General features: G+C 68.9%; 16 protein-coding genes. 8 read left to right on the forward strand and 8 right to left on the reverse strand.

Annotation, left to right across the window (positions count from 1 at the left end):
* Positions 1-67 precede the first annotated feature (67 nt).
* The 3 genes from LH076_RS09590 to LH076_RS09600 all read left to right on the forward strand — a co-directional run bounded on the left by LH076_RS09590 (position 68) and on the right by LH076_RS09600 (position 4,497).
* Positions 68-1,279 carry a thiolase family protein gene (locus tag LH076_RS09590; protein ID WP_227780465.1) on the forward strand — a complete coding sequence of 404 codons (1,212 nt, stop codon included), beginning with the start codon at positions 68-70 and terminating at the stop codon, positions 1,277-1,279.
* Between the two features lie 3 nt (positions 1,280-1,282).
* Positions 1,283-3,373, forward strand: a complete 2,091-nt coding sequence (locus LH076_RS09595) for a 3-hydroxyacyl-CoA dehydrogenase NAD-binding domain-containing protein (protein ID WP_227780466.1) — start codon at positions 1,283-1,285, stop codon at positions 3,371-3,373.
* A gap of 125 nt (positions 3,374-3,498) precedes the next feature.
* A complete protein-coding gene (locus LH076_RS09600) occupies positions 3,499-4,497 on the forward strand; it encodes an IS481 family transposase (protein ID WP_227780467.1) in 999 nt (332 codons plus the stop codon).
* A gap of 126 nt (positions 4,498-4,623) precedes the next feature.
* Here LH076_RS09600 and LH076_RS09605 read toward each other — a convergent pair whose 3' ends face one another.
* The 3 genes from LH076_RS09605 to dxs all read right to left on the reverse strand — a co-directional run bounded on the left by LH076_RS09605 (position 4,624) and on the right by dxs (position 9,154).
* Entirely contained in the window at positions 4,624-5,577 is a 954-nt protein-coding gene (locus LH076_RS09605; protein ID WP_227780468.1) for a hypothetical protein, read from the reverse strand.
* 130 nt (positions 5,578-5,707) lie between these two features.
* Positions 5,708-7,213 (reverse strand): amino acid permease, encoded by a 1,506-nt coding sequence (locus tag LH076_RS09610; RefSeq protein WP_227780469.1) that lies wholly within the window; start codon positions 7,211-7,213, stop codon positions 5,708-5,710.
* Positions 7,214-7,249: 36 nt separating this feature from the next.
* Positions 7,250-9,154 (reverse strand): 1-deoxy-D-xylulose-5-phosphate synthase, encoded by a 1,905-nt coding sequence (dxs, locus tag LH076_RS09615; RefSeq protein WP_227780470.1) that lies wholly within the window; start codon positions 9,152-9,154, stop codon positions 7,250-7,252.
* A 75-nt stretch (positions 9,155-9,229) separates the two neighbouring features.
* Between dxs and LH076_RS09620 the strand changes: the two genes are divergently transcribed.
* The gene (locus LH076_RS09620; protein ID WP_227780471.1) at positions 9,230-10,018 is read left to right on the forward strand and encodes a GNAT family N-acetyltransferase; all 789 of its coding nucleotides are present in this window, start codon (positions 9,230-9,232) and stop codon (positions 10,016-10,018) included.
* A gap of 40 nt (positions 10,019-10,058) precedes the next feature.
* On the opposite strand, the gene LH076_RS09625 is transcribed toward LH076_RS09620, so the two are convergent.
* Together LH076_RS09625 and LH076_RS09630 are read right to left on the reverse strand one after the other, a co-directional pair.
* The gene (locus tag LH076_RS09625) at positions 10,059-10,646 is read right to left on the reverse strand and encodes a Calx-beta domain-containing protein (protein WP_227780472.1); all 588 of its coding nucleotides are present in this window, start codon (positions 10,644-10,646) and stop codon (positions 10,059-10,061) included.
* Between the two features lie 39 nt (positions 10,647-10,685).
* Complete coding sequence (locus LH076_RS09630; protein ID WP_227780473.1) at positions 10,686-11,324, reverse strand: DUF3105 domain-containing protein; 639 nt, start codon at positions 11,322-11,324, stop codon at positions 10,686-10,688.
* A gap of 105 nt (positions 11,325-11,429) precedes the next feature.
* On the opposite strand from LH076_RS09630, the gene LH076_RS09635 reads away from it, so the two are divergent.
* Both LH076_RS09635 and LH076_RS09640 read left to right on the forward strand, forming a co-directional pair.
* A complete protein-coding gene (locus LH076_RS09635; RefSeq protein ID WP_227780474.1) occupies positions 11,430-11,666 on the forward strand; it encodes a hypothetical protein in 237 nt (78 codons plus the stop codon).
* Entirely contained in the window at positions 11,659-12,705 is a 1,047-nt protein-coding gene (locus tag LH076_RS09640; RefSeq protein WP_227780475.1) for a hypothetical protein, read from the forward strand. The genes LH076_RS09635 and LH076_RS09640 overlap by 8 nt, the downstream gene beginning before the upstream one ends.
* Before the next feature lie 28 nt (positions 12,706-12,733).
* On the opposite strand, the gene LH076_RS09645 is transcribed toward LH076_RS09640, so the two are convergent.
* Both LH076_RS09645 and LH076_RS09650 read right to left on the reverse strand, forming a co-directional pair.
* Positions 12,734-13,195, reverse strand: a complete 462-nt coding sequence (locus tag LH076_RS09645; RefSeq protein ID WP_227780476.1) for a Calx-beta domain-containing protein — start codon at positions 13,193-13,195, stop codon at positions 12,734-12,736.
* Between the two features lie 66 nt (positions 13,196-13,261).
* Entirely contained in the window at positions 13,262-16,081 is a 2,820-nt protein-coding gene (locus tag LH076_RS09650; RefSeq protein ID WP_227780477.1) for an aconitate hydratase, read from the reverse strand.
* A gap of 180 nt (positions 16,082-16,261) precedes the next feature.
* Here LH076_RS09650 and LH076_RS09655 point away from each other — a divergent pair, with 180 nt between their 5' ends.
* Together LH076_RS09655 and LH076_RS09660 are read left to right on the forward strand one after the other, a co-directional pair.
* Positions 16,262-16,639 (forward strand): hypothetical protein, encoded by a 378-nt coding sequence (locus LH076_RS09655; RefSeq protein WP_227780478.1) that lies wholly within the window; start codon positions 16,262-16,264, stop codon positions 16,637-16,639.
* Positions 16,629-17,069 (forward strand): hypothetical protein, encoded by a 441-nt coding sequence (locus LH076_RS09660; protein ID WP_227780479.1) that lies wholly within the window; start codon positions 16,629-16,631, stop codon positions 17,067-17,069. Before LH076_RS09655 ends, LH076_RS09660 begins: the two co-directional genes overlap by 11 nt.
* 51 nt (positions 17,070-17,120) lie before the next feature.
* On the opposite strand, the gene LH076_RS09665 is transcribed toward LH076_RS09660, so the two are convergent.
* Positions 17,121-17,945 carry a hypothetical protein gene (locus tag LH076_RS09665; RefSeq protein ID WP_227780480.1) on the reverse strand — a complete coding sequence of 275 codons (825 nt, stop codon included), beginning with the start codon at positions 17,943-17,945 and terminating at the stop codon, positions 17,121-17,123.
* Between the last annotated feature and the right edge of the window lie 96 nt (positions 17,946-18,041).

Below are 18,041 nucleotides of genomic sequence, written 5' to 3' on the forward strand. Positions count from 1 at the left end.
AAGGCCCAACGAGCCTCACCGGCAACCCTATTCCCCGGCCAAGTTACCGACCAGTAATGTAGGGGGCATGACACGAGAACTTCGCGCGGTCGTCTTCGTCGACGGCGTACGCACCCCGTTCGGCAAGGCCAAGGGCCAGTACGCCGAGACCCGCGCCGACGACCTGGTCGTCAAGCTCATCCGTGAGCTCGTCCGCCGCAACCCGAGCCTTCCGCCGGAGCGGATCGATGACGTCGCCATCGCCGCGACCACGCAGATCGGCGACCAGGGCCTCACGATCGGCCGCACGGCCGGCCTGCTCGCGGGCCTGCCGAACACGGTCCCCGGCTTCTCGATCGACCGGATGTGCGCCGGTGCGATGACCGCGGTGACCAGCGTGTCGGGCGGTATCGCCTTCGGCGCCTACGACATCGCCATCGCCGGCGGTGTCGAGCACATGGGCCGCCACCCGATGGGTGAGGGCGTCGACCCGAACCCCCGCATCGTGTCGGAGAAGCTCGTCGACCCCTCCGCGCTCGTGATGGGCAACACGGCCGAGAACGTCCACGACCGCTACCCGGCGATCACCAAGGAGCGCGCCGACCGTTTCGCCGTGCGCAGCCAGGAGAACGCCGCCAAGGCGTACGCCGACGGCAAGATCCAGCCCGACCTCGTGCCTGTCGCGACCCGCTCGGTCGAGAAGGGCTGGGGCCTGGCCACCAGCGACGAGCCGATGCGGCCGGGCACCACGATGGAGTCCCTTGCCGGCCTGAAGACGCCGTTCCGCCCGCACGGTCGGGTGACCGCCGGCAACGCGGCAGGCATCAACGACGGCGCGACCGCCTCCCTGCTCGCCTCCGAGGAGACCGCTCGCGAGCTCGGGCTTCCCATCAAGATGCGTCTCGTCACCTACGCCTTCGCCGGTGTGGCCCCAGAGGTCATGGCCGTCGGCCCGATCCCCTCGACCGAGAAGGCGCTGGCCAAGGCCGGGCTGACGATCGACGACATCGACGCCTACGAGCTCAACGAGGCCTTCGCCATCCAGGTGCTCGCCTTCCTCGACCACTTCGGCATCGACCAGGACGACCCGCGGGTCAACCCGTACGGCGGCGCGATCGCCTTCGGCCACCCGCTGGCCTCCTCGGGCGTGCGCCTGATGATCCAGCTGGCCCGCCAGTTCGAGGAGGACCCGTCGATCCGCTACGGCCTCACGAGCATGTGCATCGGGCTCGGCATGGGCGGCACGGTGATCTGGGAGAACCCGCACTGGAACGGCGAGAAGAAGAAGGTTGGTGCCTGACCGATGAGCACGACTGAGATCACGAAACTTCTCGTGGATATCGAGAAGGTCTTCACCGACGACGAGGTCGTCACCAACGCGCGCCTCTCGAAGGTCACCCTGCCCTCGGGCAAGGTGCTCGGCCTCGTCACGCTGGACAATGGCCTCGACCACACCCGCCCGAACACCTTCGGCCCGAAGGGCCTGGTCGAGCTCAACACGGCGTACGACGCCGCGCTGGCCGACGACACGATCGACGCCATCGCGGTGACGGGCAAGCCGTTCATCCTCGCGGCCGGCGCTGACCTCAACACGTTCAAGCAGGCGCCGACCGAGGGTGTGCGCACGATCGCCGAGCTCGGCCACGCGGTGTTCCGCAAGCTCGCAGACGGCGGTAAGCCGAGCTTCGGCTTCATCAACGGGCTCGCGCTGGGCGGTGGCCTCGAGGTTGCGCTCCACGCCGACTACCGCACCGTCATCGACTCCGTGCCGGCCGTCGGCCTGCCCGAGGTCATGCTCGGCCTGGTCCCCGGCTGGGGCGGCGCGTGGCTGCTGCCCAACCTGATCGGTCCCGAGAAGGCCGCCAAGGTCTTCATCCAGAACCCGCTCAACAATGGCACCGTGCTTCGCAGCGGTGCCGAGGTCGTGGAGCTCGGCATCGCCGACGTGTCGTTCAACGGCGCGGACTACCTCGAGCAGTCGCTGCTCTGGGCGGACAAGGTGCTGACCGGCGAGGTCACGGTGGAGCGCCCGTCGATCGACCGTGGTGCGGGCTGGGACGAGGCGGTCAAGAACGCCGGCTTCTTCGCCTGGGCCAAGACCGGTGACAAGTCGCCGGCCGCCAAGAAGGCCGTCGAGCTGCTCGCCCTGGCCAAGACCGCGTCGAAGGACGAGGGCTTCGCGGCCGAGGACGAGGCGCTCACGACCGCGGTCTCGCAGCCGGAGACGCTCGCGTCGCTCTACTCCTTCGACCTGGTGCAGAAGCGGGCCAAGCGCCCGGCCGGCGCTCCGGACAAGTCACTCGCGCAGCCGATCACCAAGGTCGGCATCATCGGCGCCGGCCTGATGGCTTCGCAGTTCGCGCTGCTCTTCGTCCAGCGCCTCAAGGTGCCGGTCGTGCTGGTCGACCTCGACCAGGAGCGCGCCGACAAGGGCGTGGCCTACGTCCACGCCGAGCTGGACAAGCGCCTCGCCAAGGGCAAGTCCGACCAGGACAGGACGAACCGGCTCAAGGCGCTCGTCTCCGCGACGACGGACTACTCCGTCGCCTTCTCGGACGCGGACTTCATCATCGAGGCCGTCTTCGAGGAGATGTCGGTCAAGAAGACCGTCTTCGCCAACGCCGAGAAGGTCGCCCCGGCGACGGCGGTCTTCGCCACCAACACCTCGTCGCTCTCCATCACCGAGATGGCGGCCGACCTCGAGCACCCGGAGCGGGTCGTGGGCTTCCACTTCTTCAACCCGGTCGCGGTGATGCCGCTGCTCGAGATCATCCGAGGCCAGAAGACCGGCGATGCCGCGCTGGCCACCGCGTTCGCGGCCGGCAAGGGGCTGGGCAAGACGACGATCCTCGTGAAGGACTCGCCGTCCTTCATCGTCAACCGCCTGCTGGGTCGCTTCATGGGCGAGGTCGCGAAGATCGCCGACGAGGGCACCCCGATCCCGGTCGTGGACCAGGCCTTCGCGGGTGTGACTCCGATGCCGCCGTACCAGCTGATCGCACTCGTCGGCCCGGCCATCGCCTATCACAACAACGAGACGCTGGCGCAGGCGTTCCCCGAGCGGTTCTACCTCTCGGAGAACCTGCACAAGGTCGTCGAGGCAAAGAAGGGCTCGTTCTACGGCCCCGACGGCAAGACCCTCGACCCCGAGGTCGAGGCTCTCCTCACTGTCGGCGACAAGCAGCTCACGGCCGAGCAGGTACGCCGCCAGACGCTCGAGGCCCTGGCCGACGAGACCCGGCGGATGCTCGACGAGGGCGTCGCTGCTGCTCCCGAGGACATCGACCTCGGCATGATCACCGGCGCCGGCTTCCAGTTCTGGAACGGAGGTCTGACGCAGCTCCTCGACCGTGAGGGCATCTCGGAGGCCGTCACGGGGAAGAAGTTCCACTGATCGCCTAGGTGTGATGTCCAGAGAGGTTGTACCTCTCGGGATCGGTGAGCCTGCCTGACAGGTGAAGGCCTCCCGTTGTGAAGTGGAGCTGTCTAAGGAACCGCTTCACGCACCAGGAGGCCTTCGTGTCCCACGCTAACGCTGCTCTGACCCCACGCGCCCGTCTGCGGCTCGCCCAACTCATCGTCGACCACGGCTGGACGTACGCCCCAGCGGCCAAGATGTTCATGGTCGCCCCGCGCACCGCGAAGAAGTGGGCCGACCGCTACCGCCATGAAGGCGTCGCCGGCATGGCCGACCGCAGCTCGCGACCCCACACCAGCCCGACCCGGACGAGCCCTGAGGTGGTCCGTCAGATCGTGCGGCTTCGCTGGCGTCAACGGCTCGGACCCGTGCAGATAGGCGGCCGACTCGGGATGCGGTCCTCGACCGTCCACGCCGTGCTCGTCAGGTGTCGGATCAACCGGCTCTCCCACATCGACCGTGTCACCGGTGAGCCGTTGCGACGCTATGAGCACCCGCACCCCGGATCGCTCATCCACGTCGACGTCACCAAGTTCGGCAACATCCCCGACGGCGGCGGTCACCGCTACGTCGGCCGCCAGCAAGGCCTGAAGAACAAGGAAGCCACAGCCAAGCGCACCGGTCTACGAGGCGATGACTATCGACCCTTGGCCGGGACCGCGTTCGTGCACACCGTGATCGACGACCACTCCCGCATGGCCTACGCCGAGATCTGCACCGACGAAAAGGCCGACACGGCAATCGGAGTCCTGCAACGAGCGGTCGCGTGGTTCGCAGACCACGGCGTCACCGTCGAACGCGTGCTGTCCGACAACGGCTCGGCGTACAAGTCGTTCGCGTGGCGCGACGCCTGCGCCGAGCTCGGCATCGTCCACAAGCGGACCCGGCCCTACCGACCGCAGACCAACGGAAAGATCGAACGCTTCCACCGCACCTTGGCCGACGGCTGGGCCTACGCACGGCTCTACGAATCCACCCAGCAGCGCAACCAAGCCCTACCCGACTGGCTCCACTTCTACAATCACCACCGCGCCCACTCCGCCATCGGAGGCCAGCCACCGGTCACCCGACTGACCAACCTCCCTGGACATCACACCTAGGCGCCGGCACCGGCAAAGGGTCACCGTGACCTTTGGCGCTGTGGGTGACCGTTCTGAACGGTCACCCACACGCCAAACCGTCACGGTGACCCTTTGCGTTCGGGCCGCACCCAACGGCAGGGTGGTTCACGCGGCTCTACGAGCAGGAGGCAGTACGCCGGCACCGGCAAGGACCCGTGCCAGGCGATCTCGCGAGAGGGCGGTCGCCCAGTCCCATCGCACGGCGCGAGGCCGGATCCGCCTGATGCGGTCCTCACGAACCTTCTCGTCCCAGAGCACCTCCTCGGGGGAACGACCAGCGGTGAACTCCTCCCGGAAGTACTTGCCCTTGCCGTCGAACTCACCGAAGACACCCAGGTCCGGCCAGTCGAAGTCGACGATGTCGTCGCCCGGCTGGTCACCTCGGGGAAACGCCACCTGCAGCTGAGGCCGCGGGACGCCCAGCAGCTCCATCTGCCCGCGGCTGAGCGACTCCCCCGCCGAACCGGAACGGGCATCCGCGAGCCGAAGAAGGCGCTCAGCGCGGGCATGGCCCTTCATTCGCGGCGAGATCAGCTCGATGAGGTCCTCGACCACCTCTCCAGCAGCCGGATCATCGGCGTCAGGACCGTTGAGCAGTCGCACAAGGTGGTCGAGTGGAAGCAGCGCGTTCGGTAAGCCGAGCGTCGAAGCGACCTGGACGGCCGTCCACCCGGGACTGGTCACCAAGAGCCCGCTCGCATGTATGACCACGTGCTCGTCCGGTATCGCCGCGCGGTGCACCTGGACGCCGGCCGCGGTACGCCGCGCCTTCCCGGGCCGAGTCGCGTGCACGAGCGCCAGGTCAGCACGGAGAAGCGGGCATCCCCAGAGATGGGCCGCCGTGACATGGGACAGCACCATCTCCTCCCGGCGCGCCTCGACCGTAGCGTCGATCCGCAGTCGATAAAGCTCTCCTGACTCGATCGTGGGGTCGACCGGCCGGTAGTACCCGCGGCGAATCCGCGCCAGGCTGCCGTCGAGATGGGGCGCCAACGCGCCTTCAAGCCGCCGCTGGCGGGATGAGACGAGTTGGGTGCGGGGGCCGGATTCAGCGCTCATGGCGCACATGATCGGCCCTGCCGCGCGGCCCCGCATCCGCGCAGGCACCGCCCTGTGGACAACCAAACGGTCACGGTGACCTCTTGCGGTGTGGGTGACCGCTCTGAACGGTCACCCACACCGCAAAGGGTCACGGTGACGTTTTGCGAAGAGCCGCGTCGGCCCCCGTGACGCCACGGCGGCTGTGGCGATAGCCGTAGCCGAAGTAGAGCCCGAAGCCGATCACCATCCAGACGAGGAACCGCAGCCAGGTCTCGAGGCTCAGGTTGAGCGCCAGGTAGAGGCAGATCAGGGCAGCGACGATCGGCAACACGGGGTTGAGCGGCACGCGGAAGGAGCGCTCCAGGTCGGGCCGGGTGCGCCGCAGCACCGGCACGGCGAGCGAGACGAGCGCGAAGGCAGTCAGCGTGCCGATGTTGACCATCTCCTCGAGCTTCTCGATCGGGGTGAAGGCGGCGACGACAGCCACCAGCGCGCCGACAGTCAGGGTGATCCGCACAGGCGTTCCCGTACGGGGACTGGTGCGCCCGAAGCCGAAGGGCAGCAGGCCGTCGCGGCTCATCGCGAAGAGCACGCGGACGGCGCCGATCATCAGCGTCATCACGACCGTCGTCAGGCCGGCCACCGCGCCGGCGGCGATCAGCGTCGCGAAGCCGTCATGGCCGACGTCGCGGAAGGCGCTGGCGAGCGCTGCTGCCGTGTCGATCTTGTCGTAGCGGACCATGCCGGTGATGACGAGCGCGACGGCGATGTAGAGGACCGTGCAGATCACGAGCGAGCCGATGATGCCGCGGGGCAGGTCGCGCTGCGGGTTCTTCGCCTCCTCGGCGGTGGTCGCCACGACGTCGAACCCGATGTAGGCGAAGAAGACGACCGACGCGGCGCTGATGATGCCGAGGACGCCGTACGTCTGCGGCTGAAGCCCGAAGACCCACTGCACGAGTGGCTGGGCCAGGCCGCTGGCGTCCACCGGATCGGCCCGCGGCGGCACGAAGGGGTGGTAGTTGGCGCCGTGGATGTAGAAGAGCCCGGCGACGATGACGAAGAGGACGATGAAGAGCTTCACCCCGACCAGGATGAGGTTGACTCGCATCGACTCCTTGATCCCGATGGCGACCAGCGCGGCAAGGACGAGGACGAGGAGCAGGGCGAGCACGTTGACGTGGCCGAAGGAGAAGTGCTCGGCGTCAGCCGGGCCGATGCTGTCGGGCCAGCCCAGGCCGATCTCGTCGAGGAAGGTGGTCGCGTACGTGCTCCAGCCCTGCGCCACCACGGACGCACCGAGCATGAGCTCGAGGACGAGGTCCCAGCCGATGATCCACGCGATCAGCTCGCCCAGCGTCGCGTAGGAGAAGGTGTACGCCGACCCGGAGACCGGCAGCGTCGACGCGAACTCGGCGTAGCAGAGCGCCGCGAGTCCACAGCAGATCGCTGCGAGGGCGAAGGAGAAGACCACGCCGGGGCCGGCGAACTGGGCGGCCGCCTTGCCGGTGAGGGTGAAGATCCCGGCGCCGATGATGACGCCGATGCCGAAGACGGTGAGGTCGAGCGCGGTGAGCTTCCGCTTCAGCTGGTACTCCGGATCGTCGGTGTCACGCAGGGACTGCTCCACCGACTTCGTGCGTAGGACGTCCATGCGCCCTGTGTGCCCCGAGGGACGAAAATTCAACCGTCAGGCTGAGGACTCGGCCTCGGCGACGTCTGCCGGGTGGGTGTGCTCGGCCAGCTCCTCGATGACGCTCAGCGCGATGGCCTGGGGCGTGAGGCCGATCCGCCCGAGGATCTTCGGCCGCTTCGCGTGGTCGAGGAACTCCTGCGGGATGCCGTGGATGCGCACCGGGGTCGTGACACCTGCGGCGGTCATGGTCTGCAGCAGCACCGCGCCGACCCCGCCGATCACCCCGTTGTCCTCGATCGTGACGACCAGGCGGTGCTGTCCGGCGAGCTCGACGACCGCCGGGTCGACCGGCTTCACCCAGCGCGGGTCGACGACGGTCACGCCGAGCCCCTGGGCGACGAGCCGCTCAGCGACCCCCATCGCCGTCTCGGCCATGGCGCCGACGGCGACGACGAGCACGTCGCGTGGCCCCGACCGCAGGAGTACGTCGGCACCCCCGACGGTGCTCACGGCCTCGATTTCGGCGGGCGGCGGGCCCTTGGGGAAGCGCACGACGGTGGGCGCGTCTGAGACCTCCACGGCCTCGTCGAGCAGCTCGCACATCCGGGTGACGTCACGGGGCGCGGCGAGTCGCAGCCCGGGCACGACCTGCAGCATCGACATGTCCCACATGCCGTTGTGGCTGGCGCCATCGTCACCGGTCACGCCCGAGCGGTCGAGCACGAACGTGACGCCACAGCGGTGCAGCGCGACGTCCATGAGGACCTGGTCGAAGGCCCGGTTGAGGAAGGTCGCATAGACCGCGAAGACCGGATGCAGGCCGCCCATGGCCAGGCCTGCGGCCGACGTGGTCGCGTGCTGCTCGGCGATGCCGACGTCGAAGGTCCGCTCAGGGAAGCGGCGCTGGAACGCGTCGAGCCCGACGGGGTGCATCATCGCCGCCGTGATCGCGACGACGTCGGGGCGCCGCTCGCCGATCGACACGATGTGGTCGGAGAAGTGGTCGGTCCAGATCCGGCCTTTGGGCTTCTCGGCCCCGGTCTGGACGTCGAAGGGACCGGGGGCGTGGAACTGGTCGGCCTCGTGGCGCTCGGCGGGGTCGTAGCCGAAGCCCTTGCGCGTGATCGCATGGACGATGACCGGACCGCCGTAGCCCTTGGCCTGCTTGAGTGCCTGCTCCATGGCCGCCCGGTCGTGACCGTCGACGGGGCCGACGTACTTCAGCCCGAGGTCCTCGAAGAGACCCTGCGGGGCGAGCGCGTCCTTGACGCCCTTCTTCATGGCGTGCAGCACCTCGTAGGCGGGGGCGCCGACGCCGGGCACCTGTGGGAGGCGGCGCTTGATCGTGTCGAGGACGCGCTCGTAGCGCGGGTTGGTGCGCAGGGTCGTCAGTGCGGTCGCGAGACCGCCGATCGTCGGCGTGTAGGAGCGGCCGTTGTCGTTGACCACGATCACGAGCCGGGACGAGTGCGCGATCGCGATGTTGTTGAGCGCCTCCCAGGCCATGCCACCGGTGAGTGCACCGTCGCCGATGACGGCTACGACGTGGCGGTCCTCGCCGCGGATCGCATAGGCCTTGGCCAGGCCGTCGGCGTAGCTGAGGGCCGTGGAGGCGTGGGAGTTCTCGACGAGGTCGTGGTCGGACTCCGCCTGGCTCGGGTAGCCGCTCAGGCCGCCCTCGCGGCGGAGGGTGTCGAACTGGTCGACCCGTCCGGTCACCAGCTTGTGCACGTAGGACTGGTGGCCGGTGTCGAAGACGATGCTGTCCCGCGGCGATTCGAAGACACGGTGGAGGGCCAGGGTCAGCTCGACGACGCCGAGGTTGGGCCCGAGGTGACCGGTGTTGGTGGCGACCGTCCGGATCAGCAGGTCACGGATCTCGGCCGCAAGGGCGACGAGCTGGCCCTCGTCCAGTCCGTCGAGATCCCGGGGCGACGAGATCTGCTGCAGCACACCCATGGCCAGCAGACTACCGGCGCGATCGTTACGCCCGCGAAACCTCCCTGCCGATCCACTGAGGGAGAGTCCCACGCCATGGAGATCCTGTCGAAGGCCTGGCAGACGGACCTGGCGCTGCGGGAGGCGTCGGGGAGCGACGTCGAGGATCACGGCACCTGCATCCTGGTTCGGACACCGGCCAACCCGACGTACCACTGGGGCAACTTCCTGCTGCTGCGGCGCACGCCCGTGCGCCGGGACATCCCGGCGTGGATCGAGGTGTTTCGGGAGGCCTTCCCCGAGGCCTCCCACTGTGCATTCGGCGTCGACGACCCGACCGGCGACCTGACCGACCTTCGTCCCTTCGCCGAGGCCGGCTTCACCACCGAGGTGACCCGCGCGATGACGGCGACCTCACTGCGGCTCACCCGACGCCGCACGACGAACGCGACCTTCCGCCAGCTCAAGACCGACGAGGACTGGGAGCGGCGGATCGCACTCTCCGTCCTGGTCGACCAGGACCGTTTCGGGAACGGGTTCCCGGAGTTCGTCCGCCGCAAGGCCGCGGCCGAGCGCGCGCTCGCCGACTCGGGGGCCGGTGACTGGTTCGGCGCGTTCGTGGGCGACGAGATGGTGGCGGGGCTGGGGATCTTCTCCACCGGCCATGGCCCTGCCCGTTTCCAGGACGTGGTGACGCATCCGGCCTGGCGGCGTCGCGGCCTCGCCTCCGGACTCGTGGTGCACGCGGGCGACTACGCCGTCACGGCGCTGCGCGCGGACTCGCTGGTCATCGTCACCGAGCCTGACAATCCTGCCCGCCGGGTCTATGAGGCCGTCGGCTTCGTCGACCGGGAGGCACAGCTGCAGGCCACCCTGATCAGGTGATCTGGGTGGCCTGCAGTCAGAAGCGACGCGCCGCGGTGCGTCAGTCGTTGTCGATGATCGTCACGGGGGCGATGACCGACCTGCTGAAGCCTCGGTGGAAGCCCCGGTGGGAGGAGTGGGTGCCGGAGCGCGAGCTCGGCGTCGCGGTCGAGTCCGCCGTCGGCCTGAACTTCACGAGGAAGACCTCGCTCCGCTCGTCGGTGGTGTCATCGAGGACCGGGACCGTCACGGTCGCCGAGCGCTCACCGGCCTTGATCGTCACGGTGCCGGAGCTCGCGGTGTAGTCCTCACCGGCGGTCGCGAAGCGCTTGTAGCCCTTGTACGCCCCGTTGTGACCACGGAAGCCGCGGTACGACGTGTGCGTGCCCCGCCGCTGCGAGGTCGACGATGGCACGGTGCGGTCGAGGGTCGACCAGGTGTAGGTGATGTCCTCCGTGGCAGGCTTGCGCAGCTTGAGCTTGACGGCGGCCGTGCCGGCGCCCTCGGCGACGGACGTGGGGCGAGCCCCCGCGAAGGGCTTCGCATGGCCGCGGTGATGACCCTCGTGGGCCATGGCGGCGGGGGCAGTGGCGCCCAGGGCGAGAGCGCCGACGGCGGCGCCTGACAGGATCCGAGATGTGGTCTTCATGTCAGCCATGTTAACTAGGGTGGTCTAGACCACTCAAGGTCAGACCGAGGTTCCTTCGGGCGCATGACCGCCGTTCGGGTCCTTGAGACCGCCGGCGCAGGAGACACCGGACTCAGGCGCCGCCTCCCCGTGCCCGAACTTCGCGAGGAAGGCGCCGATGCGCGGGTCATCGGCCGAGGACAGCGGCAGCTGGATCCCCCACACGGTCAGCACGACCTTGGCCGGAATGCCGGGGTACGGCGCCATGATCCCGTTCGCCGGAAGCTCCTTCGCCAGTTTGGCGACCTGGTCCCGGGAGAGGTCCGGGTCGTAGGCGATCCAGACGGCCCCGTGCTCGAGGTCATGCACGGCGTTCTCATCACGCACCGGCACGTCATAGACGCCACAGGCGAGCCATACAGGGTCGTGCTCGCCGCCGACCGGCGGGGTCTGGGGATAGTCGACCGAGCCGTCGGTGTGGGCGTTGCTCAGATGGGCGTAGGTGTGCACACCGCGGATGCCGGCGTACGACGCCGAGAGCGTCTCGACCGTGTGCTCGGGGCGGACCATCGGCCATGCGGCGAGTCCGGCGACGAGCATCACCGCGAGGACGGTCACGGCGATGACGAGTCCCCGGCGGCGGCGGCGCCGCGGCGGCGGGGTCGGTCCGAGGATCTCCAGCGCCGCCCCTTCAGTCACGGAGCAAGGGTAGTGAGCGCCCCGGCGCCGCCTTCAACGAGACACGTGTCACGCATACCTTCCGTATCCGTTAGTGTGCGCCCCATCACACCCTTGGGAGGACAGATGGGCGTAGAACACGCGCGACTGGCGAAGCGGCTCGGCGTTCCCGAGACCCGCCTCGCGGCACTTCAGGACCACAGGGCGGAGGACCTGGCCCGGCTCGACGCGGTGATCGACCGCGCGATGGAGTCCGAGGACAGGGCCTTCGACGGCGCCCTGGACGAGGCGCTGCGCTTCGTGCCCCGGCTGGTGCGCGGCCCGGCCCAGAAGCTGCTCTTCCCAGGAGGCCGCCGTGGGTGACCTCGCCAGCCGGATCGAGATCCGCAAGCTCGCCCATGAGCTCGGCGCCACCGAGGAGGAGCTCGCCTTCCTCGCCTCCAACTCCCCGACCCAACTCCGCGAGCTCCGCACCGACGTGAGCAACGCACTCTTCGCCCGGCACGAGGACCGCGTGACGCGGCTCGCCTCCCTCAGCAAGCTGCTGCCCGTCCCCCTCACCGCCAAGATCGCCGAGCTGGCGTTGGGCCCGATGCTGTCGGCCCGCGTCGCCGGCGCCCTCGACCCGCGCGACGCCGCACGACTCGCGGGCCACCTCTCCCCCGGCTTCCTGACGACCCTCGCGGTCTCGCTCGACCCGCAGCGGGTCGCACCGATCGTCTCCCTGCTTCCCGACGATCTCATCGTCGACGTGGGCCGACGCCTGCTCGAGCGGGAGGAGTTCCTCGTACTCGGACGGTTCGTGTCGATCATCGACGCCGACGTCGCGCTCCGGGTCGTCGAGGTCGCCAGCGAGCACGCGCTGCTCCAGACCGCGCTCTTCGCCGACGACCCGTCCTCACTGGACGCCATCGTCGAGCATCTCTCCGACGACACGCTCGCCGGCATCATCCGCGCGGCCTCCGAGGCCGATGCGTACGACGCCGCCGTCGCGATCCTCGCCGCCCTCTCCCCCGAGAGCTGCACCCGCATCGTCGCGCAGGCCGATGCCGTGAGCCCGGACTCGCGCGACGAGCTGGTGAGGGCCATTGCCTTCAACGAGGTGTGGGCAGAAGTCCTGCCTGCGATGCACGCGGTCGAGCAGCCGACGCTCGCCGGGTTGATCAATGTGCCCAGCACCCTCGACATCGAGCTCGTCGACCATGTCGTGGCAGTGGCGCGTGAGATCGGCGTGGCCCCCGTGCTGGTCCAGCTCATGCTCGCGATGGACGACGAGCACCTCGACGTACTCAAGGAGTCGACCGCCCTGCGGGATCCCGCGACGCAGAGGTGGCTGCTGGACAACGCCGGCGTGGCGTCGCGCCTGGTCGAGGCGGTGCTCAGCCAGCTCTCGCTGAACTGAGCACCGCCCCGAGCGGTTCAGTGATCGATCAGCTGGCCGGAGCCGGCGTCGTGTCGTTGTCGGTGATCGTGACGGCCACACGCGGCTTCTTGACGTGTGCAGCCTTGCCGTTGAACTTGATGTAGAAGGTCTCGGTCCCCTCGACGGTGGCGTCGTCGATGATCGGCACGACGAGGTCGGCGCTCTTCTCACCCTTGGTCAGGACGACGCGGCCCTTGACGGCGGCGTAGTCGGCGCCTGCCGTGGCCGCACCCTTCTTGCCGACGGACTGGGTCGACCAGTTGAGCTTGAGCTTCCTCTTGGCCTTCTTGGTGAGCGTGACGGTGACGGTCACGAACCCGGCGTCCTCGGAGACGGTGACCCCGGTGACGGAGGCCTTCGGCTTGGCGGGCTTCGCAGCGTCGGCAGCCGCGGTGCCGAGGGCGAGTGAGGACAGAGCGAGAGCGGCCGTGCTGGCAGCGGTGACAGCGGCCTTGGTGAGAGCGTTCATACCCTGCACATGTCACAGCGCCCCCGCGTTGTTACGCGGGGGCGCTGTTCGGATCGACGGATGGCGTCAGCCAGCGACCAGGTTCCGCAGCACGTACTGCAGGATGCCGCCGTTGCGGTAGTAGTTCGCCTCACCGGGAGTGTCGATGCGGACGACCGCGTCGAACTCCACACCGGTGTCCGTGGTGACCTTGACCGTCTTCGGCGTCCGGCCCTCGTTGAGCTCGGTGATCCCGGTGATGGAGAAGGTCTCCTCGCCGGTCAGGCCCAGGCTGTCGGCGTTCTCACCGGCCGGGAACTGGAGCGGGATGACGCCCATACCGATGAGGTTGGAGCGGTGGATCCGCTCGAACGACTCGGTGATGACGGCCTTGACGCCGAGGAGCGAGGTGCCCTTGGCGGCCCAGTCACGCGAGGAGCCCGAGCCGTACTCCTTGCCACCGAGGACGACGAGCGGGATGCCCGCGGCCTGGTAGTTGACGCTGGCGTCGTACACGGGGACGACGGGGGCGTCGGCCTGCGTGAAGTCGCGGGTCAGGCCACCCTCGGTGCCGGGTGCGACCTGGTTCTTGATCCGGATGTTGGCGAAGGTGCCGCGGATCATGACCTCGTGGTTGCCTCGACGCGAGCCGTAGGAGTTGAAGTCGCGCTGGGCGACGCCGTTCTCCGCGAGGTACTTGCCGGCCGGGCTGTCGGCCTTGATGTTGCCGGCCGGGCTGATGTGGTCGGTCGTGACGGAGTCACCGAGCTTGAGGAGCACGCGGGCACCCTCGATGTCGGTCACCGGGCTCGGCGTCAGGGACATGCCGTCGAAGTACGGCGCCTTGCGGACGTACGTCGATGCGTCGTCCCACGTGAAGGTGTCACCCGTCGGGGTGGGGAGGTTCTGCCAGCGCTCGTCACCCGCGAAGACGTCGGCGTAGTCCTTGGTGAACATGTCGGAGTCGATCGCCTGGGCGATGGTCGTCTCGACCTCGGCCGGGGACGGCCAGATGTCCTTGAGGAAGACGTCGTTGCCGTCGGTGTCCTGACCGATCGGGTCGTTGAACAGGTCGACGTCCATCGAGCCGGCCAGCGCGTACGCGATGACGAGCGGCGGCGACGCGAGGTAGTTCATCTTCACGTCCGGGTTGATGCGACCCTCGAAGTTGCGGTTGCCGGAGAGCACCGAGACGACCGCGAGGTCCTTCTCGTTCACCGCGGCGGAGACCTCGGGGATGATCGGGCCCGAGTTGCCGATGCAGGTGACGCAGCCGTAGCCGACGAGGTTGAAGCCGACCTTCTCGAGGTACGGCGTGAGGCCGGCCTTGTCGTAGTAGTCGGTGACGACCTTCGACCCGGGGGCGAGCGTGGTCTTGACCCACGGCTTGCGGGTCAGGCCCTTCTCCACGGCCTTCTTGGCCAGGAGCGCGGCACCGATCATCACGCTCGGGTTGGAGGTGTTGGTGCAGGACGTGATGGACGCGATCGTGACCGCACCGTGGTCGAGCTCGAACGTCGTCCCGTCCTCGAGGGTCACCTCGACCGGGTTGGAGGCGCGGCCACCGTCCTTGGGCGCGGCCGAGAGGAAGTCCCGCGGGGCCGCCTCACCGTTGGACTGCGCCGGGTCCTTGGAGGGGACGTCGGAGCCGGGGAAGCTCTCCTCGACGGACTCGTCGTAGCCCTTGGTGTCCTGTGTGTCACCGGCGTAGTCGACCAGCGCGCCGCGGAAGGACTGCTTGGCGTTGGTGAGCTCGACGCGGTCCTGGGGACGCTTCGGGCCGGCGATCGACGGCACGACGGTGGAGAGGTCGAGCTCGAGCTTCTCGGAGAAGCGCGGCTCAGCGGCGGGGTCGAGCCAGAGGCCCTGCTCCTTCGCGTAGGTCTCGACGAGCTTGAGCTGCTGCTCATCGCGGCCCGTGAGGCGCAGGTAGTTGATCGTCTCGTCGTCGATCGGGAACATCGCGACGGTCGAGCCGAACTCGGGGCTCATGTTGCCGATGGTGGCGCGGTTGGCGAGCGGCAGCGCCGCGACACCGGCGCCGTAGAACTCGACGAACTTGCCGACGACGCCGTGCTTGCGCAGCATCTCGGTGATCGTGAGGACGAGGTCGGTCGCGGTGGAGCCTTCGGGCAGGTCGCCGGTCAGCTTGAAACCCACGACGCGCGGGATCAGCATGGAGACGGGCTGGCCGAGCAGGGCCGCCTCTGCCTCGATGCCGCCGACGCCGAAGCCGAGGACGCCGAGGCCGTCGACCATCGTGGTGTGGGAGTCGGTGCCGACGCAGGTGTCGGGGTATGCCAGGAGCTCGCCGTCGACCTCACGGGTGAAGACGGTGCGGGCCAGGTGCTCGATGTTGACCTGGTGGACGATGCCGGTGCCCGGCGGGACGACCTTGAAGTCGTCGAACGCGGTCTGGCCCCAGCGCAGGAACTGGTAGCGCTCCTTGTTGCGGTCGTACTCGATCTCGACGTTCTTCTCGAACGCCTCGGGCGTACCGAAGACCTCCGCGATGACCGAGTGGTCGATGACCATCTCGGCCGGGCTCAGCGGGTTGATCTTCGTCGGGTCGCCGCCGAGGTCGGCCGCGGCCTCACGCAGGGTGGCGAGGTCGACGATGCACGGGACGCCGGTGAAGTCCTGCATGATCACGCGCGCCGGCGTGAACTGGATCTCCTTGTCCGGCTCGGCGTCCTGGTCCCAGCCGGCGAGCGCCTTGATGTCGTCGGCCGTGATGTCCGCGCCGTCCTCGGTGCGGAGCAGGTTCTCCAGGAGGACCTTGAGCGAGTACGGCAGGGACTGCACGTCCAAGCCGTCGCCCGTGACCGCGTCGAGGCGGAAGATCTCGTAGTCGGTGCCGTCCACCGAGAGGGTGCTCTTGGCACCGAAACTGTTCTTGCTGGCCATGGTTCCCATCCTGCCGTCCGCGTGGGCGCCGTTGAAAGTAAGGCTCGCCTTGCTTCGCGTCGCTCGCTTGCTCATTTGTCTTGATATCAAGATACACGATATCAAGCGGCCTAGGTGGGCGGTCCTGCGTGCCGCCGTCACTCAGGCAGCGGGTCGCGCTGATGCAGGAGGATGGAGCCCGTGACCATCGTCCTGGCTGTGCTCGCCGCCGTGGCCCTCGTCGCGACCGTCGCCGTCGCGATCACCGCGCTCCTCCTTCGCCGACGCGTCGCCGCGCTCTCGACCACCGTGCTCGGGTTGCAGGAGGAGGTGGCCGCGCGTGCGGAGGGACCGGCAGCTCCGGCAGTTCCGGGCGACCTCGGACCGCGCCGCCTGATCACGATCGAGATCCTCAACCCGCTCGAGGTCGCCGCCAAGCACTCGCGTGCGGCGAAGCTCCTCGGCGGCGTCACGCCCGCGATGATCTCGCGGATCGTCTACGACCAGGCCAGCACGCAGATCCTGGAGACCCTCGAGGAGGAGGGCATCGCGGCCGAGGTACGGGTCCATGTCGGCTGACCTCCTTGCCCGGCTCCTGGTCTTGGCCGCGCTGGTGGCAGCCGGGCTGGCCATCGGCCTGGTCGTCATCACCGTGCGAGGCTGGCTCGCCGCCAGCGCCGCCGCCGAGGACGTACGCCGACAGCTGCTGCGTCGCGCCGCGTGGCGGGAGGAGGCGACCCGACTCCTCGCGCTCCGCTCGCCGTTGGCCGACAGCGCCCAGCGGGCGGCCGATGCGGTCGACCTCGGGGCAACCGTCACCCGGCTCGGCCACGAGACCGTCGCCGGCCTCTCCTTCGCCCTGCTCGACGCGATCCCCGCGACCCGCGGGAGGACCACGCGCTTCCGTCGCAGGCACGACGAGATCGCCGGACGGTTCTACAGCGCGATCAACGACGCCACCACCACCGCCCGCCGCGCAGGGCGCGCGCTCACCGGTGACGAGGAGTGAGCAGGGCGACGCACTCGACGCGGTGCATCATCGGGCCGACGCCCGAAGACCTCAGGCGGCAGGCGCGGTGTAGGCCCAGGTGATCTCGGCGAAGGTCCAGCCGGCGCCGGCGACGGGCGTGTACTTGAGCACGAATCCGTGCGGACCGTAGGAGAGTGGCTCCAGCGTGCCGACGTGGTTCGCCCCACCGTCATCGGCTTTGAGGTAATAGCAGATGTAGCCGGCAGCCGCCTGCGGAGAGACGTAGCTGCCGGTGCAGTGCGAGTCGCCGGTGGTCACCGGAGCCGACCGGATCGTCTGGGCGGCCGCCGGGAAGGAGAACGACACCCCGCGCGCGTCGGTGGCCCCGCTCGCGTTGTAGGCCGTCGCGCCGTAGCCGGTGAGGACGCTGCCCGCGTTGATCGGCCGGTCCGCCCAGACCTGGCTCAACTGGGTCTTGGCGTCGTTGGAGAGTTTCTCGAAGCCCAGCGCGCCGTTGCCGACGTCGGCGTTGCTGATCGTGCCGTCCGCGATGTCGACGCTGGTGAGCGACTGGTTCGCGATCCGCGAGGAGTCGACCGAGTTGGGCACCAGCCTGCTGCCGGCGACGGAGGCGCCCGCGATGTCCTGTCCGCCGAGTGAGCCGTCGGCGACGTCGACGCCGCCGAGGGAGCCGTTCTTGATCTCGTTGCCGCCGATGCTGCCCGTGGCGACGTCGGCCGCGATGATCGAGCGGTTCTTGATCGTCTTCGAGGTCACGGAGTTCGGGGCGAGCTTCTTGACCACTGCGGCGACCGCCTGTCCCCCGCCGGTGCCGGCGACCGCGATCAGGAGCGCCAGGGTGGCGGCGACGTTGGCATAGCTGAATCGGGGCAGGCGCAGGCGCATGGCGCCCATGATCCGTCAACCGGCCGCTGGCGCCAAGAGCGCGACGCACTCGCCATGGTGCGTCATGCACGATCCTCGGCATGCCTCGCCCATCCCCGATGCAGG

Origin of the sequence: Nocardioides sp. Kera G14 (assembly GCF_020715565.1) — a bacterium.
In the GTDB taxonomy this organism is placed as follows: domain Bacteria; phylum Actinomycetota; class Actinomycetes; order Propionibacteriales; family Nocardioidaceae; genus Nocardioides.